Origin of the sequence: Streptomyces cathayae (assembly GCF_029760955.1) — a bacterium.
GTDB classification, from domain to species: domain Bacteria; phylum Actinomycetota; class Actinomycetes; order Streptomycetales; family Streptomycetaceae; genus Streptomyces; species Streptomyces cathayae.
In genome coordinates, this window is record NZ_CP121682.1 from 1,820,588 (window position 1) to 1,841,337 (window position 20,750).

At 68.3% G+C, this 20,750-nt stretch carries 13 protein-coding genes and 4 pseudogenes; 9 read left to right on the forward strand and 8 right to left on the reverse strand.

Annotation, left to right across the window (positions count from 1 at the left end):
- Positions 1–191 precede the first annotated feature (191 nt).
- Positions 192–4,007 carry a GH92 family glycosyl hydrolase gene (locus PYS65_RS08195; RefSeq protein WP_279333131.1) on the forward strand — a complete coding sequence of 1,272 codons (3,816 nt, stop codon included), beginning with the start codon at positions 192–194 and terminating at the stop codon, positions 4,005–4,007.
- A gap of 330 nt (positions 4,008–4,337) precedes the next feature.
- Here PYS65_RS08195 and acnA read toward each other — a convergent pair whose 3' ends face one another.
- Positions 4,338–7,061, reverse strand: a complete 2,724-nt coding sequence (gene acnA, locus PYS65_RS08200; protein ID WP_279333132.1) for an aconitate hydratase AcnA — start codon at positions 7,059–7,061, stop codon at positions 4,338–4,340.
- A 392-nt stretch (positions 7,062–7,453) separates the two neighbouring features.
- Here acnA and PYS65_RS08205 point away from each other — a divergent pair, with 392 nt between their 5' ends.
- The 3 genes from PYS65_RS08205 (at position 7,454) to PYS65_RS08215 (ending at position 10,040) form a co-directional block, all read left to right on the forward strand.
- Positions 7,454–7,654, forward strand: coding sequence for a DUF4236 domain-containing protein (locus tag PYS65_RS08205; protein ID WP_279333133.1), 201 nt, complete (start codon positions 7,454–7,456; stop codon positions 7,652–7,654).
- A gap of 82 nt (positions 7,655–7,736) precedes the next feature.
- Positions 7,737–9,266: a helix-turn-helix domain-containing protein gene (locus PYS65_RS08210; RefSeq protein ID WP_279333134.1), complete on the forward strand. Its 1,530-nt coding sequence runs from the start codon at positions 7,737–7,739 to the stop codon at positions 9,264–9,266.
- Positions 9,267–9,647: 381 nt separating this feature from the next.
- Positions 9,648–10,040 carry a hypothetical protein gene (locus tag PYS65_RS08215; RefSeq protein WP_279333135.1) on the forward strand — a complete coding sequence of 131 codons (393 nt, stop codon included), beginning with the start codon at positions 9,648–9,650 and terminating at the stop codon, positions 10,038–10,040.
- Positions 10,041–10,294: 254 nt separating this feature from the next.
- Here the strand turns inward: PYS65_RS08215 and PYS65_RS08220 are convergent, their stop codons facing one another.
- A complete protein-coding gene (locus PYS65_RS08220; protein WP_279333136.1) occupies positions 10,295–11,980 on the reverse strand; it encodes a ribonuclease J in 1,686 nt (561 codons plus the stop codon).
- Positions 11,981–12,120: 140 nt separating this feature from the next.
- Here PYS65_RS08220 and PYS65_RS08225 point away from each other — a divergent pair.
- A pseudogene (locus tag PYS65_RS08225) lies at positions 12,121–12,415 on the forward strand (hemolysin III family protein); the annotation flags it as partial.
- 345 nt (positions 12,416–12,760) lie between these two features.
- Here PYS65_RS08225 and PYS65_RS08230 read toward each other — a convergent pair.
- Positions 12,761–13,099: a helix-turn-helix domain-containing protein gene (locus PYS65_RS08230; RefSeq protein WP_279333137.1), complete on the reverse strand. Its 339-nt coding sequence runs from the start codon at positions 13,097–13,099 to the stop codon at positions 12,761–12,763.
- 1,108 nt (positions 13,100–14,207) lie between these two features.
- Between PYS65_RS08230 and PYS65_RS34930 the strand changes: the two genes are divergently transcribed.
- Positions 14,208–14,390 carry a hypothetical protein gene (locus tag PYS65_RS34930; RefSeq protein WP_341483678.1) on the forward strand — a complete coding sequence of 61 codons (183 nt, stop codon included), beginning with the start codon at positions 14,208–14,210 and terminating at the stop codon, positions 14,388–14,390.
- 49 nt (positions 14,391–14,439) lie between these two features.
- Positions 14,440–14,799 carry a hypothetical protein gene (locus PYS65_RS08240; RefSeq protein ID WP_279333138.1) on the forward strand — a complete coding sequence of 120 codons (360 nt, stop codon included), beginning with the start codon at positions 14,440–14,442 and terminating at the stop codon, positions 14,797–14,799.
- Between the two features lie 88 nt (positions 14,800–14,887).
- Here PYS65_RS08240 and PYS65_RS08245 read toward each other — a convergent pair.
- The 3 pseudogenes from PYS65_RS08245 to PYS65_RS08255 form a co-directional block, all read right to left on the reverse strand.
- Positions 14,888–15,216, reverse strand: a pseudogene (locus tag PYS65_RS08245) (SCO5918 family protein).
- A 50-nt stretch (positions 15,217–15,266) separates the two neighbouring features.
- A pseudogene (locus PYS65_RS08250) lies at positions 15,267–15,557 on the reverse strand (CBS domain-containing protein); the annotation flags it as partial.
- 1,031 nt (positions 15,558–16,588) lie between these two features.
- Positions 16,589–16,690, reverse strand: a pseudogene (locus PYS65_RS08255) (IS5/IS1182 family transposase); the annotation flags it as partial.
- A 109-nt stretch (positions 16,691–16,799) separates the two neighbouring features.
- Here PYS65_RS08255 and PYS65_RS08260 point away from each other — a divergent pair.
- On the forward strand, positions 16,800–17,363 hold the full coding sequence (locus PYS65_RS08260; RefSeq protein WP_279333140.1) for a hypothetical protein: 564 nt from the start codon (positions 16,800–16,802) through the stop codon (positions 17,361–17,363).
- A 352-nt stretch (positions 17,364–17,715) separates the two neighbouring features.
- Here PYS65_RS08260 and PYS65_RS08265 read toward each other — a convergent pair whose 3' ends face one another.
- Both PYS65_RS08265 and PYS65_RS08270 read right to left on the reverse strand, forming a co-directional pair.
- Positions 17,716–18,357: a potassium channel family protein gene (locus PYS65_RS08265; protein WP_279333141.1), complete on the reverse strand. Its 642-nt coding sequence runs from the start codon at positions 18,355–18,357 to the stop codon at positions 17,716–17,718.
- Positions 18,358–18,427: 70 nt separating this feature from the next.
- Positions 18,428–19,831 (reverse strand): TrkH family potassium uptake protein, encoded by a 1,404-nt coding sequence (locus tag PYS65_RS08270; RefSeq protein ID WP_279333142.1) that lies wholly within the window; start codon positions 19,829–19,831, stop codon positions 18,428–18,430.
- Between the two features lie 430 nt (positions 19,832–20,261).
- On the opposite strand from PYS65_RS08270, the gene PYS65_RS08275 reads away from it, so the two are divergent.
- Entirely contained in the window at positions 20,262–20,699 is a 438-nt protein-coding gene (locus PYS65_RS08275) for a hypothetical protein (RefSeq protein WP_279333143.1), read from the forward strand.
- Positions 20,700–20,750 lie beyond the last annotated feature (51 nt).

Below are 20,750 nucleotides of genomic sequence, written 5' to 3' on the forward strand. Positions count from 1 at the left end.
ACCATCGGTCTTTTCCGAGTTGAGACCTGGCGGAAAAATGATCGGTCATCGCGTTCCGCAGCGGAGGAATTCCTTCCCCCGGACGTGAACGACGCAGCCAACACCCTTGACACCACTCGCCACTTGGCCCACTACTGGTGCTTGCGCAGCAATTTTGACAACGTTGTCCAGCGCAGGGAGGGTGCTCGCGCATGCAACACGGAGTTCGGCACAGAGTTCGCCTCAGATGGGGTCCGGCGGTCGTCGCGACGACCGCCTTCGCCGTGGCAGCGGCCTCGCCGGGCGTCGCGGTCGCCCTTCCCGGGGCCCCCGACCGGGCCGACCGGGAGTTCGCTTCGTCGTTCGAGCCGGGGGAGCCCTCCCCCGACTGGCTGAACACGGTCGACACCGCACCGGGCGGCAAGAAGCGCGCCTCGGGCGTGGACGGCGGCTTCAGCAGCGGCATACCGGGCAATGTCACCGACCACGTCACGGACGTGCGCGCCAGCTCGGAGCACACGGCCGCCGGGGAGGTGAAGGAGAACCTCGCCGACGGCGAGCCCGGCAGCAAGTGGCTGGCCTTCGCGTCCACCGGCTGGGCCGAGTTCGACCTGGACGCACCGGTCGAGGTGGTCCGGTACGCGCTCACCTCGGCCAACGACCACGCCGAACGCGACCCGCGGGACTGGACCCTGAAGGGGTCGGCCGACGGCGAGAACTGGAAGACCCTCGACACCCGTTCGGGCGAGACGTTCGCCGAGCGGTTCCAGACCAAGGTCTACGACCTCGACGCGTCGGCCGTCGCCGGGTACCGGCACTTCCGGCTGGAGATCACGAAGAACGGCGGGGCGGACGCGCTCCAGCTCGCCGACGTCCAGTTCTCCACCGGCGATACCGAGGAGCCCGTCCCGCAGGACATGCTCTCGCTGGTCGACCGCGGCCCGAGCGGCTCCCCGACGGCGAAGTCGGGCGCCGGATTCACCGGAAAGCGTGCCCTGCGCTACGCCGGACGGCACACCGCCGACGGACGGGCGTACTCGTACAACAAGGTCTTCGACGTCGATGTGGCGGTCGGCCGGAACACCCAGCTGGCCTACCGCGTCTTCCCGTCCATGGCGGACGGCGACCTCGACTACGACGCCACCCACGTCTCCGTGGACCTGGTCTTCACCGACGGCTCCCGGCTGAGCGACCTGCGCGCCACCGACCAGCACGGCTTCCCGCTGACCCCGCGCGGGCAGGGCGCCTCGAAGGTCCTGTACGTCAACCAGTGGAACGACGTGACCTCCCGGATCGGCTCGGTCGCGGCCGGCAGGACCGTCGACCGGATCCTGGTGGCGTACGACTCCCCCAAGGGACCCGCCAAGTTCCGCGGCTGGCTGGACGACATCTCGCTGACCACGGTGAAACCCGAACGGCCCAAGGCCCACCTGTCCGACCACGCGGTGACGACCCGGGGCACCAACTCCAGCAGCGGCTTCTCCCGCGGCAACAACTTCCCGGCGACGGCCGTGCCGCACGGCTTCAACTTCTGGACCCCGGTGACCAACGCCGGCTCGCTGAGCTGGCTGTACGACTACGCGCGCGGCAACAACGCGGACAACCTGCCGACGATCCAGGCGTTCAGCGCGAGCCATGAGCCGAGTCCCTGGATGGGCGACCGGCAGACCTTCCAGGTGCTGCCCTCCGCCGCGTCCGGCACCCCGGACCTCGGCCGGGAGGAACGCGAACTGGCCTTCCGTCACGAGAACGAGACCGCGCGGCCGTACTACTACGGGGTGCGGTTCGAGAACGGCCAGAAGGCCGAGATCGCGCCGGCCGACCACGCGGCGGTCATGCGCTTCACCTATCCCGGCGACGACGCGAGCGTCCTGTTCGACAACGTCACCGAGCAGGCCGGCCTGACCCTCGACAGGGAGAACGGCACCTTCACCGGCTACTCGGACGTCAAGTCCGGGCTGTCCACGGGCGCCACCCGGCTGTTCGTGTACGGCGAGTTCGACAAGAAGGTCACCGGCGGCGACGCGAACGGCGTCACGGGCCATCTGCGGTTCGACGCGGGCAAGGACCGTACGGTCACCCTGCGCCTGGCCACCTCCCTGATCAGCGTCGACCAGGCGAAGGACAACCTGCGCCAGGAGATCCCCGAGGGCCGCTCCTTCGAGGCGGTCAGGAAGAGCGCCCAGCAACAGTGGGACCGGATCCTCGGCAAGGTCGAGGTCGAGGGCGCCACCCCGGACCAGCTGACCACGCTCTACTCCAGCCTGTACCGGCTGTACCTGTACCCGAACTCCGGCTTCGAGAAGGTCGACGGCACCCACAAGTACGCCTCGCCGTTCTCGAAGATGCCCGGGCCCGACACCCCGACGCACACCGGCGCGAAGATCGTCGAGGGCAAGGTGTACGTCAACAACGGCTTCTGGGACACCTACCGGACCACCTGGCCCGCCTACTCCTTCCTGACCCCCTCCAAGGCGGGTGAGCTGGTCGACGGGTTCGTGCAGCACTACAAGGACGGCGGCTGGACCTCGCGCTGGTCCTCCCCCGGCTACGCCGACCTGATGACCGGCACCTCCTCGGACGTGGCGTTCGCGGACGCCTACGTCAAGGGCGTCGGCTTCGACGCGGAAGCGGCGTACGACGCGGCCGTGAAGAACGCCACCGTGGTGCCCCCGTCGTCCGGTGTGGGCCGCAAGGGCATGGCGACCTCGCCGTTCCTCGGCTACACCGGCACCGAGACGCACGAGGGCCTGTCGTGGGCGCTGGAGGGCTACCTCAACGACTACGGCATCGCGAAGATGGGCGAGGCCCTGTACGAGAAGACCGGCGACAGGCGCTACCGGGAGGAGTCCGCGTACTTCCTGAACCGGGCCCGGGACTACGTCAACCTCTTCGATTCCGAGGCCGGCTTCTTCCAGGGGAAGAACACGAAGGGCGACTGGCGCGTCGAGTCCTCGAAGTACGACCCGCGCGTGTGGGGTCACGACTACACCGAGACCAACGGCTGGGGCTACGCCTTCACCGCCCCCCAGGACAGCCGCGGCCTGGCCAACCTCTACGGCGGGCGGGGCGGCCTCGCGGACAAGCTCGACGCGTACCTGGCCACCCCGGAGACGGCCTCCCCGGAGTTCAAGGGCTCCTACGGCGGGGTCATCCACGAGATGACCGAGGCGCGGGACGTCCGGATGGGCATGTACGGGCACTCCAACCAGGTCGCCCACCACGCCCTGTACATGTACGACGCGGCCGGGCAGCCCTGGAAGACCCAGAAGAACGTCCGTGAGGTGCTGTCCCGGCTCTACACCGGCAGCGAGATCGGGCAGGGGTACCACGGCGACGAGGACAACGGCGAGCAGTCGGCCTGGTACCTGTTCTCCTCGCTCGGCTTCTACCCGCTGGTGATGGGCAGCGGCGAGTACGCCATCGGCTCCCCGCTGTTCACCAAGGCGACCGTGCACCTGGAGAACGGCCGCAAGCTGGTCGTCAAGGCGCCGAAGAACAGCGCGAAGAACGTCTACGTGCAGGGACTGAAGGTCAACGGCAAGCGCTGGAACTCCACTTCGCTCCCCCACGCGCTGATCGCGAAGGGCGGCGTCCTGGAGTTCGACATGGGCCCGCGGCCGTCGTCGTGGGGCACCGGCAAGAACGCGGCACCGGTGTCGATCACCCGGGACGACAAGGTGCCCACGCCCCGCGCGGACGTGCTGAGGGCCGAGGGCGCCCTGTTCGACGACACGTCGGCGACCGGCGCCACGGTGTCCGCGGTCGACCTGCCGGTGACCGGGCAGCCGAAGGCGGTGCAGTACACGCTGACGTCCTCGAAGGCCGCCGAGGCGCCCACGGGCTGGGTGCTGCAGGGGTCTTCGGACGGCCGGACGTGGAAGGACCTGGACGAGCGGGCGGACGAGTCCTTCCGCTGGGACCGGCAGACCCGGGCCTTCTCCATCGACAAGCCGAAGGCCTACGGCCACTACCGGCTGGTCCTCACCGGTGAGTCGGCCCTGGCGGAGGTGGAACTCCTGAGCTGAGCCCACCCCTCGAGGCGGGTTCGGGCCTGGCCCGAACCCGCCTTTCCCTTGTGCCGACAAGTGCCCCGCTGCGATTACGGGTCGTGCGCATGGGTGCGTGGGGGGGCGAGCGGGACGGGAGCGCACCTGCGGCGGGTTCCGGTCCGCCGAAAGGATGGGAGCGCTCCCATCCCGCTCGTCAGGGAAGGTAGCGCCGTACGCTCCGGTTGTAAACGGCTGACGCAGCGAGGGCCGCATCCCCGGCGGACGGGGATGCGGCCCTCGACTGTCTTGCGATACCGCTTACTTGCCGATCAGGTCACTTACCGACCAGGTCACTCGTCGACCGGGTCACTTGCTGATCAGGCTGCGCAGCACGTACTGCAGGATGCCGCCGTTGCGGTAGTAGTCCGCCTCGCCGGGGGTGTCGATGCGGACGACACCGTCGAACTCGACGCCGGTGTCGGTGGTGACCTTCACCGTGCCCGGGATGGTGCCGTTGTTCAGCTCGGTGACGCCGGCGAAGGAGAAGGTCTCCTCGCCCGTGAGACCGAGGGTCTCGGCGGTGTGGCCCTCCGGGAACTGGAGCGGCAGCACGCCCATGCCGATGAGGTTCGAGCGGTGGATGCGCTCGTACGACTCGGCGATGACGGCCTTGACGCCGAGCAGCGCGGTGCCCTTGGCGGCCCAGTCGCGGGACGAGCCGGAGCCGTACTCCTTGCCCGCCAGGACGACCAGCGGGATGCCCTGGTCGATGTAGTTGCGCGAGGCGTCGTAGATGAACGACACCGGACCGCCGTCCTGGGTGAAGTCGCGGGTGTAGCCGCCCTCGGTGCCCGGCGCGATCTCGTTGCGCAGGCGGATGTTGGCGAACGTACCGCGGATCATGACCTCGTGGTTGCCGCGGCGGGAGCCGTAGCTGTTGAAGTCGCGGCGCTCGACGCCGTGCTCCGTGAGGTACTTGCCGGCCGGGGTGTCGGCCTTGATGGCACCGGCCGGGGAGATGTGGTCGGTGGTGACCGAGTCGCCCAGCTTGGCCAGCACGCGGGCGCCGGCGATGTCCTCGACCGGGGCCGGCTCCATGCCCATGCCCTCGAAGTACGGGGGCTTGCGGACGTAGGTGGACTCGGCGTCCCACTCGAAGGTGTCGCCGGTCGGGATCGGCAGCGCCTGCCACTGGGCGTCACCGGCGAAGACGTCGGCGTAGGACTTGGTGAACATGTCCTCGCCGATGGTGTTGGCGACGACGTCGTTGACCTCGGCCTCGGTCGGCCAGATGTCCTTGAGGAAGACCGGGTTGCCGTCCTGGTCCAGGCCCAGGGACTCGCGGGTGATGTCCACCTTCATCGAACCGGCGATGGCGTAGGCCACGACCAGCGGCGGGGACGCCAGGTAGTTCATCTTGACGTCGGGGTTGATCCGGCCCTCGAAGTTGCGGTTGCCGGAGAGCACCGAGGTGACGGCGAGGTCGTGCTCGTTGACCGCCTTGGAGACCTCCTCCGGCAGCGGGCCGGAGTTGCCGATGCAGGTGGTGCAGCCGTAGCCGACGAGGTTGAAGCCGACCTTGTCGAGGTACGGGGTCAGGCCCGCCTTGTCGAAGTAGTCGGTGACGACCTTGGAGCCCGGGGCGAGGGTGGTCTTGACCCACGGCTTGCGGGTCAGGCCCTTCTCGACCGCCTTCTTGGCCACCAGGGCGGCGGCGACCATGACGTACGGGTTGGAGGTGTTGGTGCAGGAGGTGATCGCGGCGACGGTGACGTGGCCGTGGTCGAGCTCGTACTCCGTGCCGTCGGCGGCGGTGACCTTCACCTTGTGGCTGGGGGCGCCGTTGGAGATGGCCGGCGAGTCGGAGGCCGGGAAGGACTCCTTGCTGGCCTCGTCGACGTCGCCGCCGTCCTTGACGTAGTTGCGTACGTCCTGGGAGAACTGGGCCTTCGCGTCGGCGAGGACGATGCGGTCCTGCGGGCGCTTCGGGCCGGCGATGGAGGGTACGACCGTGGCCAGGTCCAGCTCGAGCTTCTCGGAGAAGTCCGGCTCGGCCTTCGGGTCCAGCCAGAGGCCCTGCTCCTTGGCGTACGCCTCGACGAGCGCGACCTGCTGCTCGCTGCGGCCGGTCAGGCGCAGGTAGTTCAGCGTCTCGCCGTCGATCGGGAAGATGGCGGCGGTGGAGCCGAACTCCGGCGACATGTTGCCGATGGTGGCGCGGTTGGCCAGGCTCGTCGCGGCGACGCCCTCGCCGTAGAACTCGACGAACTTGCCGACGACGCCGTGCTTGCGCAGCATCTCGGTGATGGTCAGCACCAGGTCGGTGGCGGTGGTGCCGGGCTTGAGCTCACCGGTCAGCTTGAAGCCGACGACGCGCGGGATCAGCATGGAGACCGGCTGGCCGAGCATGGCGGCCTCGGCCTCGATGCCGCCGACGCCCCAGCCGAGGACGCCGAGGCCGTTGACCATGGTGGTGTGCGAGTCGGTGCCGACCAGGGTGTCGGGGTAGGCCTTGCCGTCACGGGTCATGACGACGCGGGCCAGGTGCTCGATGTTCACCTGGTGGACGATGCCGGTGCCGGGCGGGACGACCTTGAACTCGTCGAAGGCGGTCTGGCCCCAGCGCAGGAACTGGTAGCGCTCCTTGTTGCGGCCGTACTCCAGGTCGACGTTCACCTTGAAGGCGTCGTTGGTGCCGAACTTGTCGGCGATGACGGAGTGGTCGATGACCAGCTCAGCCGGGGCCAGCGGGTTGATCTTCGCCGGGTCGCCGCCGAGCTCCTTGACGGCCTCGCGCATGGTGGCGAGGTCCACGACACAGGGAACACCGGTGAAGTCCTGCATGATCACACGGGCGGGGGTGTACTGGATCTCCTGCGACGGCTGGGCCTGGGAGTCCCAGGAGCCGAGCGCACGGATGTGGTCGGCGGTGATGTTCGCGCCGTCCTCGGTACGGAGCAGGTTCTCCAGCAGCACCTTCAGGCTGTAGGGAAGGCGTGCGGAGCCCTCGACCTTGTCCAGCCGGAAAATCTCGTACGACTCGTCGCCCACCTGCAGCGTGCTGCGGGCGTCGAAGCTGTTCGCCGACACGACAGTCTCCTTCATTGATGTACGCGTACCACCACACCGCACACCGTGTGCGGCCAGCGCCGCGTGGTGCCGCCACCCACGTCTCGACCGATCCGCTAAGGTAAGGCTAAGTTAGGTACTCCTTACCAAGGTGGCGACTGCGGTGCACCTCGGCAGATATCTCGATGTCGAGATAACTCTAGTACACCACGGCCGAATGGTCATGCGTGGGCCTGCCCGCGACACCCGGATGCCGCCCTCCCGGGTACCCAGCCCCCAGCCCTCCCCTCATTCCCGACCCTCCCTTCCCCGGCCCCGCCATCACCTGACCCGGACGGGGTAGACGCACGGCAACGACATCGTGAACCCGGCGTCGTGAACCCGGCGCCACGAACCCAGCGAGGGAGACAAGGATGCCACTCACGTTCCGCAAGAGCTTCAGGATCTTCCCGGGGGTGCGCCTGAACATCAACAAGCGCTCCTGGTCCATCACCACCGGCGGGAGGCGCGGCCCGCGCCACACCGTGAGCAGCACGGGACGTCGTACGACATCGATGGATTTGCCCGGACCTTTCGGATGGCGACGCACGCGCAGCACCCGCCACACCAGGTAATATTGACGTCTTATCACCCGAATGGACCCACCCAAGGAGCCCCCGGGAGGCGCCATCTCATATCTGAGATAGCCTCAGCCTCATGTCAGACGACTACCTCGTACGCATCGGTAAGCTCATCCGTGACGCCCGGCAGCACCGCGGCTGGACGCAGGCGCAACTGGCGGAGGCTCTCGGCACCAGCCAGAGCGCCGTCAACCGCATCGAGCGCGGCAACCAGAACATCAGTCTTGAGATGATCGCCCGCATCGGCGAAGCACTCGACAGCGAGATCGTCTCTCTGGGCTACGCCGGCCCCATGCATCTGCGGGTCGTCGGCGGCCGCCGCCTCTCGGGTGCCATCGATGTGAAGACGAGCAAGAACGCGTGCGTGGCACTGCTGTGCGCCTCCCTGCTCAACAAGGGCCGCACGGTGCTGCGCCGCGTCGCCCGCATCGAGGAGGTGTACCGCCTCCTGGAGGTGCTGGGCTCCATCGGCGTCCGTACCCGGTGGATCAACGACGGCGTCGACCTGGAGATCGTGCCGCCCGCCACGCTGGACCTGGACTCCATCGACGCGGCCGCGGCCCGCCGCACCCGCTCGATCATCATGTTCCTCGGCCCCCTGCTGCACCGCCAGGACCGCTTCATGCTGCCGTACGCGGGCGGCTGCGACCTCGGCACCCGTACCGTCGAGCCGCACATGATCGCGCTGCGCCGGTTCGGCCTGGAGATCGCCGCGACCGAGGGGCAGTACCACGCGGTGGTGGACCGCACCGTGCGCCCGGACCGGCCGATCGTGCTGACCGAACGCGGGGACACGGTCACCGAGAACGCGCTGCTGGCCGCCGCCCGGCACGACGGCGTCACCGTCATCCGCAACGCCTCCTCCAACTACATGGTCCAGGACCTGTGTTTCTTCCTGGAGGCGCTGGGCGTCAAGGTCGAGGGCATCGGCACCACCACGCTCACCGTGCACGGCATGCACACCATCGACGTCGACGTGGACTACTCCCCCTCCGAGGACCCGGTCGAGGCGATGAGCCTGCTCGCCGCGGCCGTCGTCACCGAGTCCGAGCTGACGGTGCGCCGGGTGCCGATCGAGTTCCTGGAGATCGAGCTCGCGGTCCTGGAGGAGATGGGCCTCGACCACGACCGCAGCCCCGAGTACGTCGCCGACAACGGCCGCACCCGGCTGGTCGACCTCACGGTCCGGCCCTCCAAGCTGGAGGCGCCGATCGACAAGATCCACCCGATGCCGTTCCCGGGCCTGAACATCGACAACGTCCCGTTCTTCGCGGCGATCGCGGCGGTCGCGCAGGGCCAGACCCTCATCCACGACTGGGTCTACGACAACCGCGCCATCTACCTGACCGACCTCAACCGCCTCGGCGGCCGCCTCCAACTCCTGGACCCCCACCGGGTCCTGGTCGAGGGCCCCACCCGCTGGCGCGCCGCCGAGATGATGTGCCCCCCGGCCCTGCGCCCCGCCGTGGTCGTCCTCCTGGCCATGATGGCGGCGGAGGGCACGTCGGTCCTGCGCAACGTGTATGTCATCAACCGTGGTTACGAGGACCTGGCCGAACGGCTGAACTCGGTCGGGGCCCAGATCGAGATCTTCCGGGACATCTGAAAGCCTTCAGAAAAAGTTCCACCATACCCCTCCTGACCTGCATAAATTCGAGGCGGGAGGGGAGGTGGCGGAACCTCTGGGATTTTTCTGGAACTTTTGGCCGGGACCGAAGGCCTCCGGTCGCTGCGCACTCGACCTGATGCGTCATCGGAGAGGTGTCGGCCTGAGCGAGTCACGGAAAAGGCCAGGTCAGGACTAGTTTCTCGACTCGCTGCCCAGCGTGCAGGCGCCCAGAGCGTCATGACCAACAGTCCATTCCTCGTCTTCGGACGGAACGGACCGCCACGCCCAGCGCACCTGCACCAGCCCGCTCCCGTTGACTCCGGACACAAGCTCGCACATCATGACCCGGGCCACTTCTCCGGCCGCCATAAGGGACTCATGCCCTCCAGCCCACAGCACCCCGCACCCGCGCCGAGCGACCTCTCGGGCCCGGTCGCCGAGGACCTCGCGCTGTACCGGGAGAAGTTCCGACGGCGTCTGCCGGAGTCACTGGACGAGTTGCACGGCCCGACCCACCGGGTCGTGGAGCTACCGCTGCACATGGCCTGGTCCGGGATGACCTCGTACGACATGGGCAAGCCTCGCCAGCGCATGGGCCTGTACCGCACCGTCCTGCACGAGGGCCTGCGCGACGACCTGCCCCGCTACCTCAACCAGGACCTGCTCCTCCAGCTGTGGCCGGTGCTGCGCACACTCGTCGGCCGCACCGTGCGCACCGTGTGGGAGGACGCCTTCCCCCAGCTCGCCTCCCGCAGCCGGGCCGCCGCGTGACGGATTACCGTGCGCGCAGTTGTTCGTACAGGCCGACCCAGCTGGCCGGTGAAGAGCCTGGACATCACGAACCCATCGCCGAGTTTTCACCTTGTACACATCGGCGTCCGACCCCGGACGCCGCGACGCCGCACGCTGCTCCCCCTCAGCGGGGTCGGGCGTAGTCGATCTCTTTGAAGCGCGGGCTCATCCCATGCATCTTTCTGTGCCACGGCTGTCGGCATGTGACATCGGTTCTGCTGCCTCGCTGTGGCTCAGGCGTCGATGATGACGGGGATGATGAGGGGCTTGCGGCGATGGGCGCGGAACGCCCAGTTCGCCACGGCGCGGGCGAGGAGCTGTTCGAGTTGGCGCGCGTCCCCGACGCCCTCCTCGGCCGCGGTGGCCAGGGTCTTCTCGATGACGGGGACGACCGGCTCGAAGGTGGCGTCGTCGTGGACGAAGCCGCGGGCCAGGAAGTCGGGGGCCTCGGCGAGGGCGCCGGTGTCCGCGTCGACGATCGCCACCACCGTGACCACGCCTTCCTCTGCGAGGGTGAGGCGGTCCTTGAGGGACGCTTCGGTGGCGCCGCCGACTTCCATGCCGTCCACGTACACGTTGCCGGCGGGGACCTTGCCGGTGATGGACGCGCGCCCGTCGACGAGGTCGACGACGACGCCGTCCTCGGCGATGACGACCCGGTCGGGGTCCACGCCGGTACGGATGGCGAGGTCGCCGTTGGCCCGCAGATGGCGCCATTCGCCGTGCACGGGCATGACGTTGCGGGGGCGGACGATGTTGTAGCAGTAGACGAGTTCGCCGGCGCTGGCGTGCCCGGAGACGTGCACCTTGGCGTTGCCCTTGTGGACCACATGGGCGCCCCACCGGGTGAGTCCGTTGATCACCCGGTAGATGGCGTTCTCGTTGCCGGGGATGAGGGAGCTGGCGAGCAGGACGGTGTCGCCCTTGCCGATGCGGATCATGTGGTCGCGGTTGGCCATCCGCGACAGCGCGGCCATCGGTTCGCCCTGGGAGCCGGTGCACACCAGAGCGATCTTGTGGTCCGGGAGCTTCTCCAGCTCCTTCGTGCTCACGACCAGACCGGACGGGACCTTCAGATAGCCCAGGTCCCGGGCGATGCCCATGTTGCGGACCATCGACCGGCCGACGAAGGCGACCTTGCGGCCGTGCTGGTGGGCGGCGTCCAGGACCTGCTGGATGCGGTGCACGTGGCTGGCGAAGCTGGAGACGATGACCCGGCGCGGCGCGGTGCGCATCACCTGCTCGATCGCCGGGTTCAGCTCACGCTCGGAGGTGGTGAAGCCGGGTACTTCGGCGTTGGTGGAGTCGGTGAGGAACAGGTCCACGCCCTCCTCGCCGAGCCGGGCGAAGGCGCGCAGATCGGTGATGCGGTCGTCGAGAGGGAACTGGTCCATCTTGAAGTCGCCGGTGTGCAGCACCATCCCGGCGCCGGTGCGGATCGCGACCGCGAGGCTGTCCGGGATGGAGTGGTTGACCGCCACGAACTCGCAGTCGAAGGGCCCGAAGCCGCGCCGATCGCCCTCCTTCACCCGCACCGTGCGCGGCCGGATGCCGTGTTCCTTGAGCTTGGCCTCCAGGAACGCCAGCGTCAGCTTGGAGCCGACGACGGGAATGTCGGAGCGCTCGCGCAGCAGGTACGGCACACCGCCGATGTGGTCCTCGTGGCCGTGGGTGAGGACCACGGCCACGATGTCGTCCAGCCGGTCCCGGATCGAGGTGAAGTCCGGCAGGATCACGTCCACGCCGGGCTGGGTCTCCTCAGGGAACAGCACCCCGCAGTCGACGATGAGCAGCTTGCCGGCGTGCTCGAAGACGGTCATGTTGCGGCCGATCTCACCCAGGCCGCCCAGGGCGATGACCCGCAGCCCTCCTTCGGGCAGGGGCGGGGCGGCTTTCAGCTCGGGGTGCGGATGACTCATACCTTGACGCTACCGGAGAGTGGGGCGTGGTGATCCATTGCCTGTGTGATCTCTTCCTCCCGACAGGGTCGGGGCACCCGCACCGGGTGCCCCGGATCGATCGGATCACGCCGACGGCCAGGACAGGGACTGGTGAAGGCGGTACCGCCTTCCGTGTCCTGTGGGTCAACGCTCCCCGCTGGCTGTACACCCCCTGCTACCTGGCCCTGGGGGGCACCGGTGCGTTGCCCGTCCGACTTCTTGCACACCGCCGGAGCGGCCGTAGTCACCCTGGTAGTGACCGGCGGTCTCCTCTACAGCGCGGGCGCGGTGGTCCACGTCGTCCAACGCCCCGACCCCTCGCCCCGCTGGTTCGGCTTCCACGAGGTGTTCCACGCTTTGACCGTGGCGGCCTTCACCGCGCACTACATCGTCATTTCCCTCGCCGCCTATTGACCACAACAGCAGCGCATTCACTCCTGCGGCACGGTGCTCTCGCCGCACTCGCGGCCCCATCAGCGGCTGCGGCCGTATGGGGGATGTCCTGGAGGGGAGGTGGCAAACGGCCACGTCGAACCCGTCGAGGGCGGCCGTTGTCGCGGCAGTTGGTGAGGAGGGCGAATACCCGGAACTTCGGGTACAGAGCATGCCGGCCGTCTCACCCGAGGTGGGCGCCGCGGCCGGGACCGGAGGCGAGGGAAAGGCCAGTGGAACCGTTCGGACACGAGGACCATCCCTGCGCGCCACAGCCCGGCCGTGCGCGGGTGTGAGGGCCCGCCGATGCCGGCGGGCCCGCTCACCTCAGGCTGCGGCCGATGGACTGGACGATTCGCCGGCGCGGTGGTGTTCGGCGTTGATGCGCTGCGCTTCTTCGAGCTGGTCTTCGAGGATGATGATCCGGCATGCGGCCTCGATCGGGGTGCCCTGGTCGACGAGCTCACGCGCGCGGGCCGCGATGCGCAGTTGGTAGCGGGAGTAGCGGCGGTGTCCGCCCTCGGAGCGCAGTGGTGTGATCAGTCGCGCTTCGCCGATGGCGCGGAGAAAGCCGGGAGTGGTACCGAGCAGCTCGGCGGCCCGGCCCATCGTGTAGGCGGGGTAGTCGTCGTCGTCGAGACGGCTCAGCGATTCATCTGCTGTCATCTCACCTCTCTGTAGAACGCGTGGAGGGGCCTTGGTGCCGTACGGCACCAAGGCCCCGAAGGAACTGCAACACCATCTGCCGGCCCTAGTGCTGCGCCAGCCTTCTGTTTCCGCACAGCCGCCCGATACTCCGACGGGGGTGCGGGGATCGCGGATGCGTGACCGGAGACCACCTACCTATCGATGTCCTCGGTACCCGGGCTTCGCGTCTTCCGCCCGGGCGATCCTGATGGCGCTCGACTCCTCCGTTCTTCCCTCTGAACCAATCACTTACCAAACGGGAACTGCCGCTTGTACTGCTGATACCGCGAACTGCTGGTGGCCTCGCACAGCGCCACCTCCGGCAGCCGATCCCGTCGCCCGTCCTGCGTCCAATCTGGCTTGGAACCCCACTGCCGAACCCCCGGCACGCGCGTCCGCAGCCCGACGCCTTCACCGAGGGCACCGCTCGATACAGCACTGCTGGTACTGCAACCGCATCGACTGCGGTCCTGCTCACGGCGGCCCCTCGTCACTGCGGGCCACCCGGTCCGGTCGTCAGTCCCGTCGCCGTCGTACAACAACCTGGCTTCGAAACTCCACCACCGCACCGTCATGCGTGTACTGCTGCCCGGCAGTTCGTGTCTGCCGGGCCCTGCTCGATCTCGACTACGAGAGAAACCATAATCACGCAGGCGACGAATGTCTACTGCAGCAAGCATAGATTTGGTGCGCTCGACGATGAGGTATCCCCCTGAGCCGATCTGCGAAGGCTTGGGGCCGTCCGCAGCGCAGGTCCCACGCACGGATGAGACCCAGAGCCGCCCACCGGGCTTTCCCATGACGCCGCCGACCGGCGCGGCGCGTCGACCGCGATTCTCAGTCCCCTCCGGCAAGCACGGTGACTCCGGCGGATCGGCGGGCGGGGCACAGGCGGCGGGTGGGCAAGGGCCGGGCATGGACGATCCAGAGGCCAGGGTGACCCTGATGAACGCGATGTCCGTCACCGACACACCTGTCCGTTCCACCGCGGCCGTCGCCGACACACGTGATACCGCACGGGCCTTCCTCGAAGACCTGCGGCAGCCGACGATTACCCCGGGGAGCCGCGGACACCGCGGTCCTGATCGTGTCCGAACTCGTCACCAGCGCCCTGCGCCACAGTGGGGGCACCTGGACACCGGAACTGACGGCCCACCCGTTCCCCGTCGAGGTGGCCGTCCACGATCCCGACTCGCAGGCGCCGCACATGCGCACGCTTGACCTGTATTGCGGCACCGGGGAAGCCGTGTGCGCCCGTCTTACCGGGTAGTGCCACCACCTGGGCCGCGCGGACGGGCCGGTGCATAGAATCCGATCTCATGCCGAAGCCTGACGAGCTGATCGTTGACATAGCCGCCCTGGTGGAGTCCGGGCGGAGCAATCAGATGTCCCTGACCGTGGTCACCGGTGGTGCTGTCATCACCGGTCGCCTGGCTCCCGAAGCCGTGTGGAGGCAGAGGGTGTCGGAGGTTTTGACGGATTCCGCCGACCTGGGCGAGTTCTCTGCCGTCTTCGACTCCCCGGCGAAGAAGGACGGGCCGCCCACGCATCTGCACTTCCATGTCGCCCGGATCCTGCAGGGCCCGGTGGGGATTCCGGAGACGGGCGGAATGTATCGCGTTGCGATCGAGGACGTCAGTGCCTGGACCGTGGGCGACTTCAGCTACTCCGACCACTGACCCACTGACCCGCCGCCGCGCCGGGAGCGGCACGGCACACAGTGAGGCTCGACCGGCGTGCCGGTCGGGCCTCACTGCTCTGTTCGGCTCACACCTGTCCGTAGGTCAGGCGGACAAGGGGAGTGCCGAGCGTTGCGGAAGCCCGCTCTGGTACGGGCTGGTCGTGGGCGCAGGGGCGGCTTTGGTGTGGCTGCGGCAGGTGAAGCCGAGTCGGGCCATGGCACTGAGGACCTCGCCGGTGCTGAAATCGCGGCGGTCCTGGCGGGTGATGACCTGGCCGACCTGCTTGGCGGGGTAGTGGCGTCGTCCGATGATGACGAAGTCACCGGTGACCGACTCGGGCTTGATGCCCTTCATCGATTCCAGCACGCCGCTCTTGGTCAGGTCGAACGGGAAGCGGGCGATGACACAGCGCATGATCTCTCACAGGGAGAAGAGAGAACGGGGCCGAGTGTGGTGAGGGCGGTTCAGCGGGAGAGGGCGAGCACGCCCGGAGCGCTGCCGTGTTCTTCGGCCATGGGCAGGGTCCCGAGCGGCTGGTGGCGCATCGCGTGCTCGGCTTCGGCCATCGTGTTCAGCGGGGATGCGCAGGGCCCGAAGTCGCCGGCGATGTCGCGCAGGCGGATCCGGTCCGTGCATCCGGAGCTGTCACGGACGGCGGTGAGCCGGGCCAGGGTGACCAGGCCGGTGCGCAGGCCGTCCTCGTCGCAGACGACCAGGTGGCCCGTACGGGCGGCGGCCATGACGGACAGCGCCAACGCGCTTTCACTCCACCAACCGAGCACGAAACTTGCCCGATATGTCGCTAAGGTGAACATGGGGAGGGTTTGGCAGGATACTCGCACGAATAGTGCGGACGTTGAAACGACATGGAAGGCGACCGCGTTACCGCAGGTCAGGCCGCCTGGCAGGCGGGACCTCTGCCACGCCAGTCCCTTCAGGTGCCCTGACCAACCCGGCAACACACCTGACACACCATCAGCAAGAGCATCGTTTCAGCGTCAAGATATCGCCCATACCGCACATAATGCGCACGCACAAAACCGCAGGTCAGGAACCTTTCGTGGCAGGCTCAAGCACCGCCACGCACTCCACTGATGTGCCATCGGGAACACATGGAACCGACCACCAAGGCGCCGGTTCCGCCGAGTCGGCGTCTACAAATGCGTTCAACCGATCGCACACACGAATTCCCGTGCCCACTCGCCCCCAGCGTTCGGCCAACCGAGCACCAGTCCACACCGCACCGTCACCCTGTATAGAGCCGAAAGAGTAACCACGGGCATCGGGAGTCCTCTGGGACTTCTCTGGGACTTCCGGCCGCATCAACGGGCATGACCGTGAAACAGTCGAAAGGACGTCTGCGCAGGTCAGCGATGCGGGGCGACAGTGCGCTGCAGGTCAGGGGGTCGACTGGTCCCTTCCGGGACATCTGAAGGTCTTCGGAAAAGACGCCGCCATACCCCTTCTGACCTGCATGAACGCGAGGCAAGAGGGGGCGTGGCGGCACCTCTGGGACTTTTCTGGGACTTTTGGCCGGAACCGAAGGCTTCATCTTGTGGGCCGGAGCGAGTCCGGGGGGAGGGCCAGGTCAGGACCTTTTCCCGGCTCGCTGCCCCGCATGCGGGCCGCCCAGAGCGTCATGACCGACAGCCCACGCCTCTGCTCGGGGCAGAACATGCTGCCGCAACCATGCTCACCCGGCACGGGCCCGCGCTGCTCACTCCAGACACCGGCTCGCACATCACGGTTCCCCGCCGAACGCGACCGCGCGGTGACCAGCAGGTACCCGGTCCTTCAGCGGCGTGCTCCACGGCCGGCCCCTGCGGACCGAACCCGCGCCTTCCCGGCGCAGCGCGGTGATCGGCTTGTCGAACTGACGCGGGCTCAGCCTGGAGAACGGGGCTGTCCGGACACCTCAGGGTCCTGACTCGTCAAGCTGCGGCCGTCAGCCCGCTGGGTAGCCTGTCGATCTGTTCGAACGGGATGAAGGTGGGGGCGTGGAGACGCTGGTGGAGGGGGCCGTCGCGGAGGCACTTCGTAACGAGCACGGTGCGGTGATCCGCCTGTATGTCGCCGCCTGCGCTGAACGCATGGCGCCACTGTTCGTGGGCCTGCGGGCAGGCGCACCGGGGCGGGAAGTCGACCTGGACCTCTCTACGGAGTCCGTGCGCGATCTTTGGTGCGTCGACCGGCCGTTCGCCGACGTCGCCGAGCGCGTACGCCTGCTGGAGCGGTTCCCGGAGCTTCAGCCGATCGAGGAGGGGATCACCGATGCCGCCGACACCTACGCCTTCTTCGCCGTCCTCTGCCTGCGGTATGCCCTGCTGGCCCACGGCTCGGGAAACGCTGCTGACGCGGTGTCCTGCGTCCATGCGGCGCTCACCGCGATGGGGGTGCTGGACCAGAACGCGGCGGGTGCCGGCCTTCTCGCCGAGGAACAGCGGCTCCAGTCCCTCTCGCTGAGCGGTGACACCTCAGGTCTGTGGGACGCGAGCGTCACGGCAGGGCGGGAGAGGTTCCGTGCCGTGGTGGGCCGCTTGCCCCGCTGGGCATGCTCCTGACCGCTGCCGGTGACCTGCGGCCTCCGGTCGTGCGGCGGCTGTGCCCACCTCGTCGGGTGAAGGTGGGCAAGCCGGCGCCTCGGCATTACGGCTTCCCCTCCTGACCCCGCCGACCGCGTCGGACTGCCGGCATTCCGACGGCCCCTGCGACACGAGGAAGGGTGACGATCAGCTTCTTCGAGGTCCTGTCCGCCTACGGCTCGAGCGCCGACGACAACGTCTCGGCCTTCGCCGGTCCGAACGCGGACGCGCACTGGTTCACACCATGAGCGGGCTCACGCTGCTGCTCGGTCGGCCTGGATCGTCGTTCCGTCGATGTCCGAGGCCGTGGTGCCTGCGTCGACGGTGCGTCTCACCGGTCCAGCTCCGCGAACATCTCCACCGCCCGGGTCCTGCCCGTGACGATGATGACGTCGCCGGGATGGACGACCGTCTCGGCGGTGGCGTGGGTGAAGTCGGCGCCGGGGCGTTTGATGCCGACGACGGTCACGCCGTACGTACTGCGCACCCGGCTCTCGCCCAGCGGGATCCCGCCGACGACCTTCGGGGCAAGCGTCTTGATCAGCGCGTAATCGCTGTCGAAGGCGATGAAGTCCAGCATCCGGCCGGTGACCAGGTGGGCCACGCGCTCGCCCATGTCGTGCTCGGGCAGGACGATGTGGTGGGCACCGATGCGTTCCAGGATCTGGCCGTGCTGCCGGGTGGTGGCCCGGACCCAGATGGCGGCCACGCCGGCGTCGACGAGGTTGGAGGTGGTCAGGATGCTGGCCTCCAGGTCGGTGCCGATACCGACCACCACGCGGGAGAACTCGCCGACGCCGAGCTGCGCCAGCGCAGCGGGGTCGGTGCAGTCCGCGGCGGCGACCTGGGTCAGCTCTTCGCCGACCCTCTGGACGATGCCGACGTCGGCGTCGACGCCGAGCACGTCCCAGTCACGCCGCATCAGCTCAGCCGCCACGGACCGTCCGAAACGGCCGAGACCGATCACCGCCACTCTGGAATCGCGGGCCGGGCGACGGTCGGCGGAACTCCGACGTCGGTGTGGGCGCAGTGACTTGAAGTGGTCAGCCAATGACGGGTCGCTCCTCGGGCAGGGTGTACCGGCGGTCGCGCTGACGCAGTGCGAGCGCGCTGGCGAGAGTGATCGGGCCGACGCGCCCGACGAACATCATGACGATGACGGTGAGTTGGCCGACTGCGGGAAGTTCCCCGGTGATGCCGGTACTCAGGCCGACCGTGCCGAAAGCGGAGACGGCCTCGAACAGGATCGCCAGGACCGCGTCGGCTCTTTCCCTGGTGACGGCGAGCAACACCAAGGTGCCCGCCATGACGAGACCCACACCCAGCAGCGCCACGGTGAGGGCCTGGCGCAGCGTGGCCGCGGAGATCCGGCGGCCCATGATGTCCGCGTCGGTGCGCCCACGGATCTCGGCCAGGATCGCCGCTCCCAGGACCGCGAACGTGGTGACCTTGATGCCGCCCGCGGTACCCGCGCTGCCGCCGCCGATGAACATCAGCACGCAGATGCCCAGGAGGGTGGCCGGTTCCATGGCACCGGTGTCGACGGTGGTGAAGCCGGCGGTACGCGCGCTGGCAGCGGTGAAGAACCCGTCCAGCAGCTTGTCCCCCCAGTCCAGGGATCCGAGAGTCCTCGGGTTGCTCCACTCCAGCGCGCAGGTCATGACGGTGCCGACGGTGAGCAGGACCGCGGAGGTGAGGAGGGTGAGCCGGGTGTGCAGGGACCAGCGGTGCCGGGTGCCGCCGCGGGCGCCCGGGCGGCTGCGCAGCAGTTCGAACAGTACGGGGAAGCCGAGGGCACCGAGCACACAGGCGGCGGCGATCGGCAGGACGATCCAGGGATCGTGCGCATAGCCGACGAGGTTGTCGTCGCGCAGCCCGAACCCGGCGTTGCTGAAGGCGGAGATCCCGTAGAAGATCCCGTGGTAGACGGCGTTTCCGGCTGTCAGACCATGGCCGATGTGGAAACGGACCGTGAGCACGGCGGCCGTGGCCAGTTCGACGGCCAGCGTGATGCCCGCGACTCCCAGGACCACCCGACGGATGCCACCGACGCTGAGGCTCCTCTCCTCCTGCGTGGCGAGCTGTGTCCGCAGTCGCAGCCGACCGGAGACGAGCAGGGCCAGCAGCGACGCGAGCGTCATGATGCCGAACCCGCCGATCTGGATCAGAGCCAGGACCACGCCCTCGCCGAACGCGCTCCAGTGGCTGCCGGTCCCCACGAGGGGCAGCCCGCCGCTGACCGCCCCCGTGGAGGTGAACAGGGCAGTCAGTACGCCGGTGTCCCTGCCGGGCTCGGTGGCGGCCGGCAGCATCAGCAGGGCCGCACCCAGCACGACGACGAACGCGAAGGCCAGGACGACGCCACGGGTGGGATAGGCGGCCAGCCGGGACCACCGGGCCCGAGTCGTACCCACGGCCACCAGCAACCTCCGATGCCCCTCCGCCACATTTCCTCCTCGTGCCCCGTCGCACGGGGAGGCCGGTGAACGCGGCCACCGGCCCACAGCATCCCTTCCGGAGCGGGCGTACGGAACGCGCCACGGCGTCAAGAAGACGGGGAACCGGCTGATGGCGGCAGTGCACAGGGTGGCGTCGCGGGTTCCGCGGGAGCTCGTGCGGCAGGGCTGGGACTGTCAGGCGAGTGGCCCTGTCTCACATTCGGTGGTGACGGTAAGTAGTTGCCGTGGCTGGCGGCAGCACTCCCAGACCAGCACGGGTGACGCGACCGTCGACACCGTTTCCGTCCCGCTCGACGGCGTGTCTGCGGCTGCTCTCCTCAGAGCCCGGACCAGGCACATCAGCGATGACTTTCTGTCACCACCGAATGGTGAGACAGGCCCGTTAAGTTGACACACCCGAGCGAAGGGAGAATCGCCTGTGAAGAAGTCACCCCTCGCCGTGCTCGCCCTGGTGGGCGCGCTGGCAGTCGGTTGCGCACAGGAAGCCCGAACGGCAGCAGGCCGTTCGGAGAAGCAGACGGCGGAAGCATACGTGGTAGCCCTCAACAAGAAGGACGTGGACGCACTCGTCAAGCTGGGCACTCCTGGCTACAAGGACGCGGAGAAAGATGCCGAGGAACTCGTCGCGGCCGACGGCGGCCGCGGACTGAAGACCGAGAACATCCGTATGTCGCACGACTTCGGACCGGACGTGGTCAGCGCCCGGATCACGAGCACCGACAAGGAAGGCGAGACATTCGCCTTGGACCTGCCGATGTCCCGAGACGACGACACTTGGGTGATCACTCTGGGAGAAGCTCCGGGATTCGGTAGAGATGGCAAGGAGTCCTCCTCCGCCAAGAAACCGTCGGCCTAGCACTGTCTCGATCAGTAAGCGGGCACCCCCCCGGGGGGGGTGCCCGCTGGG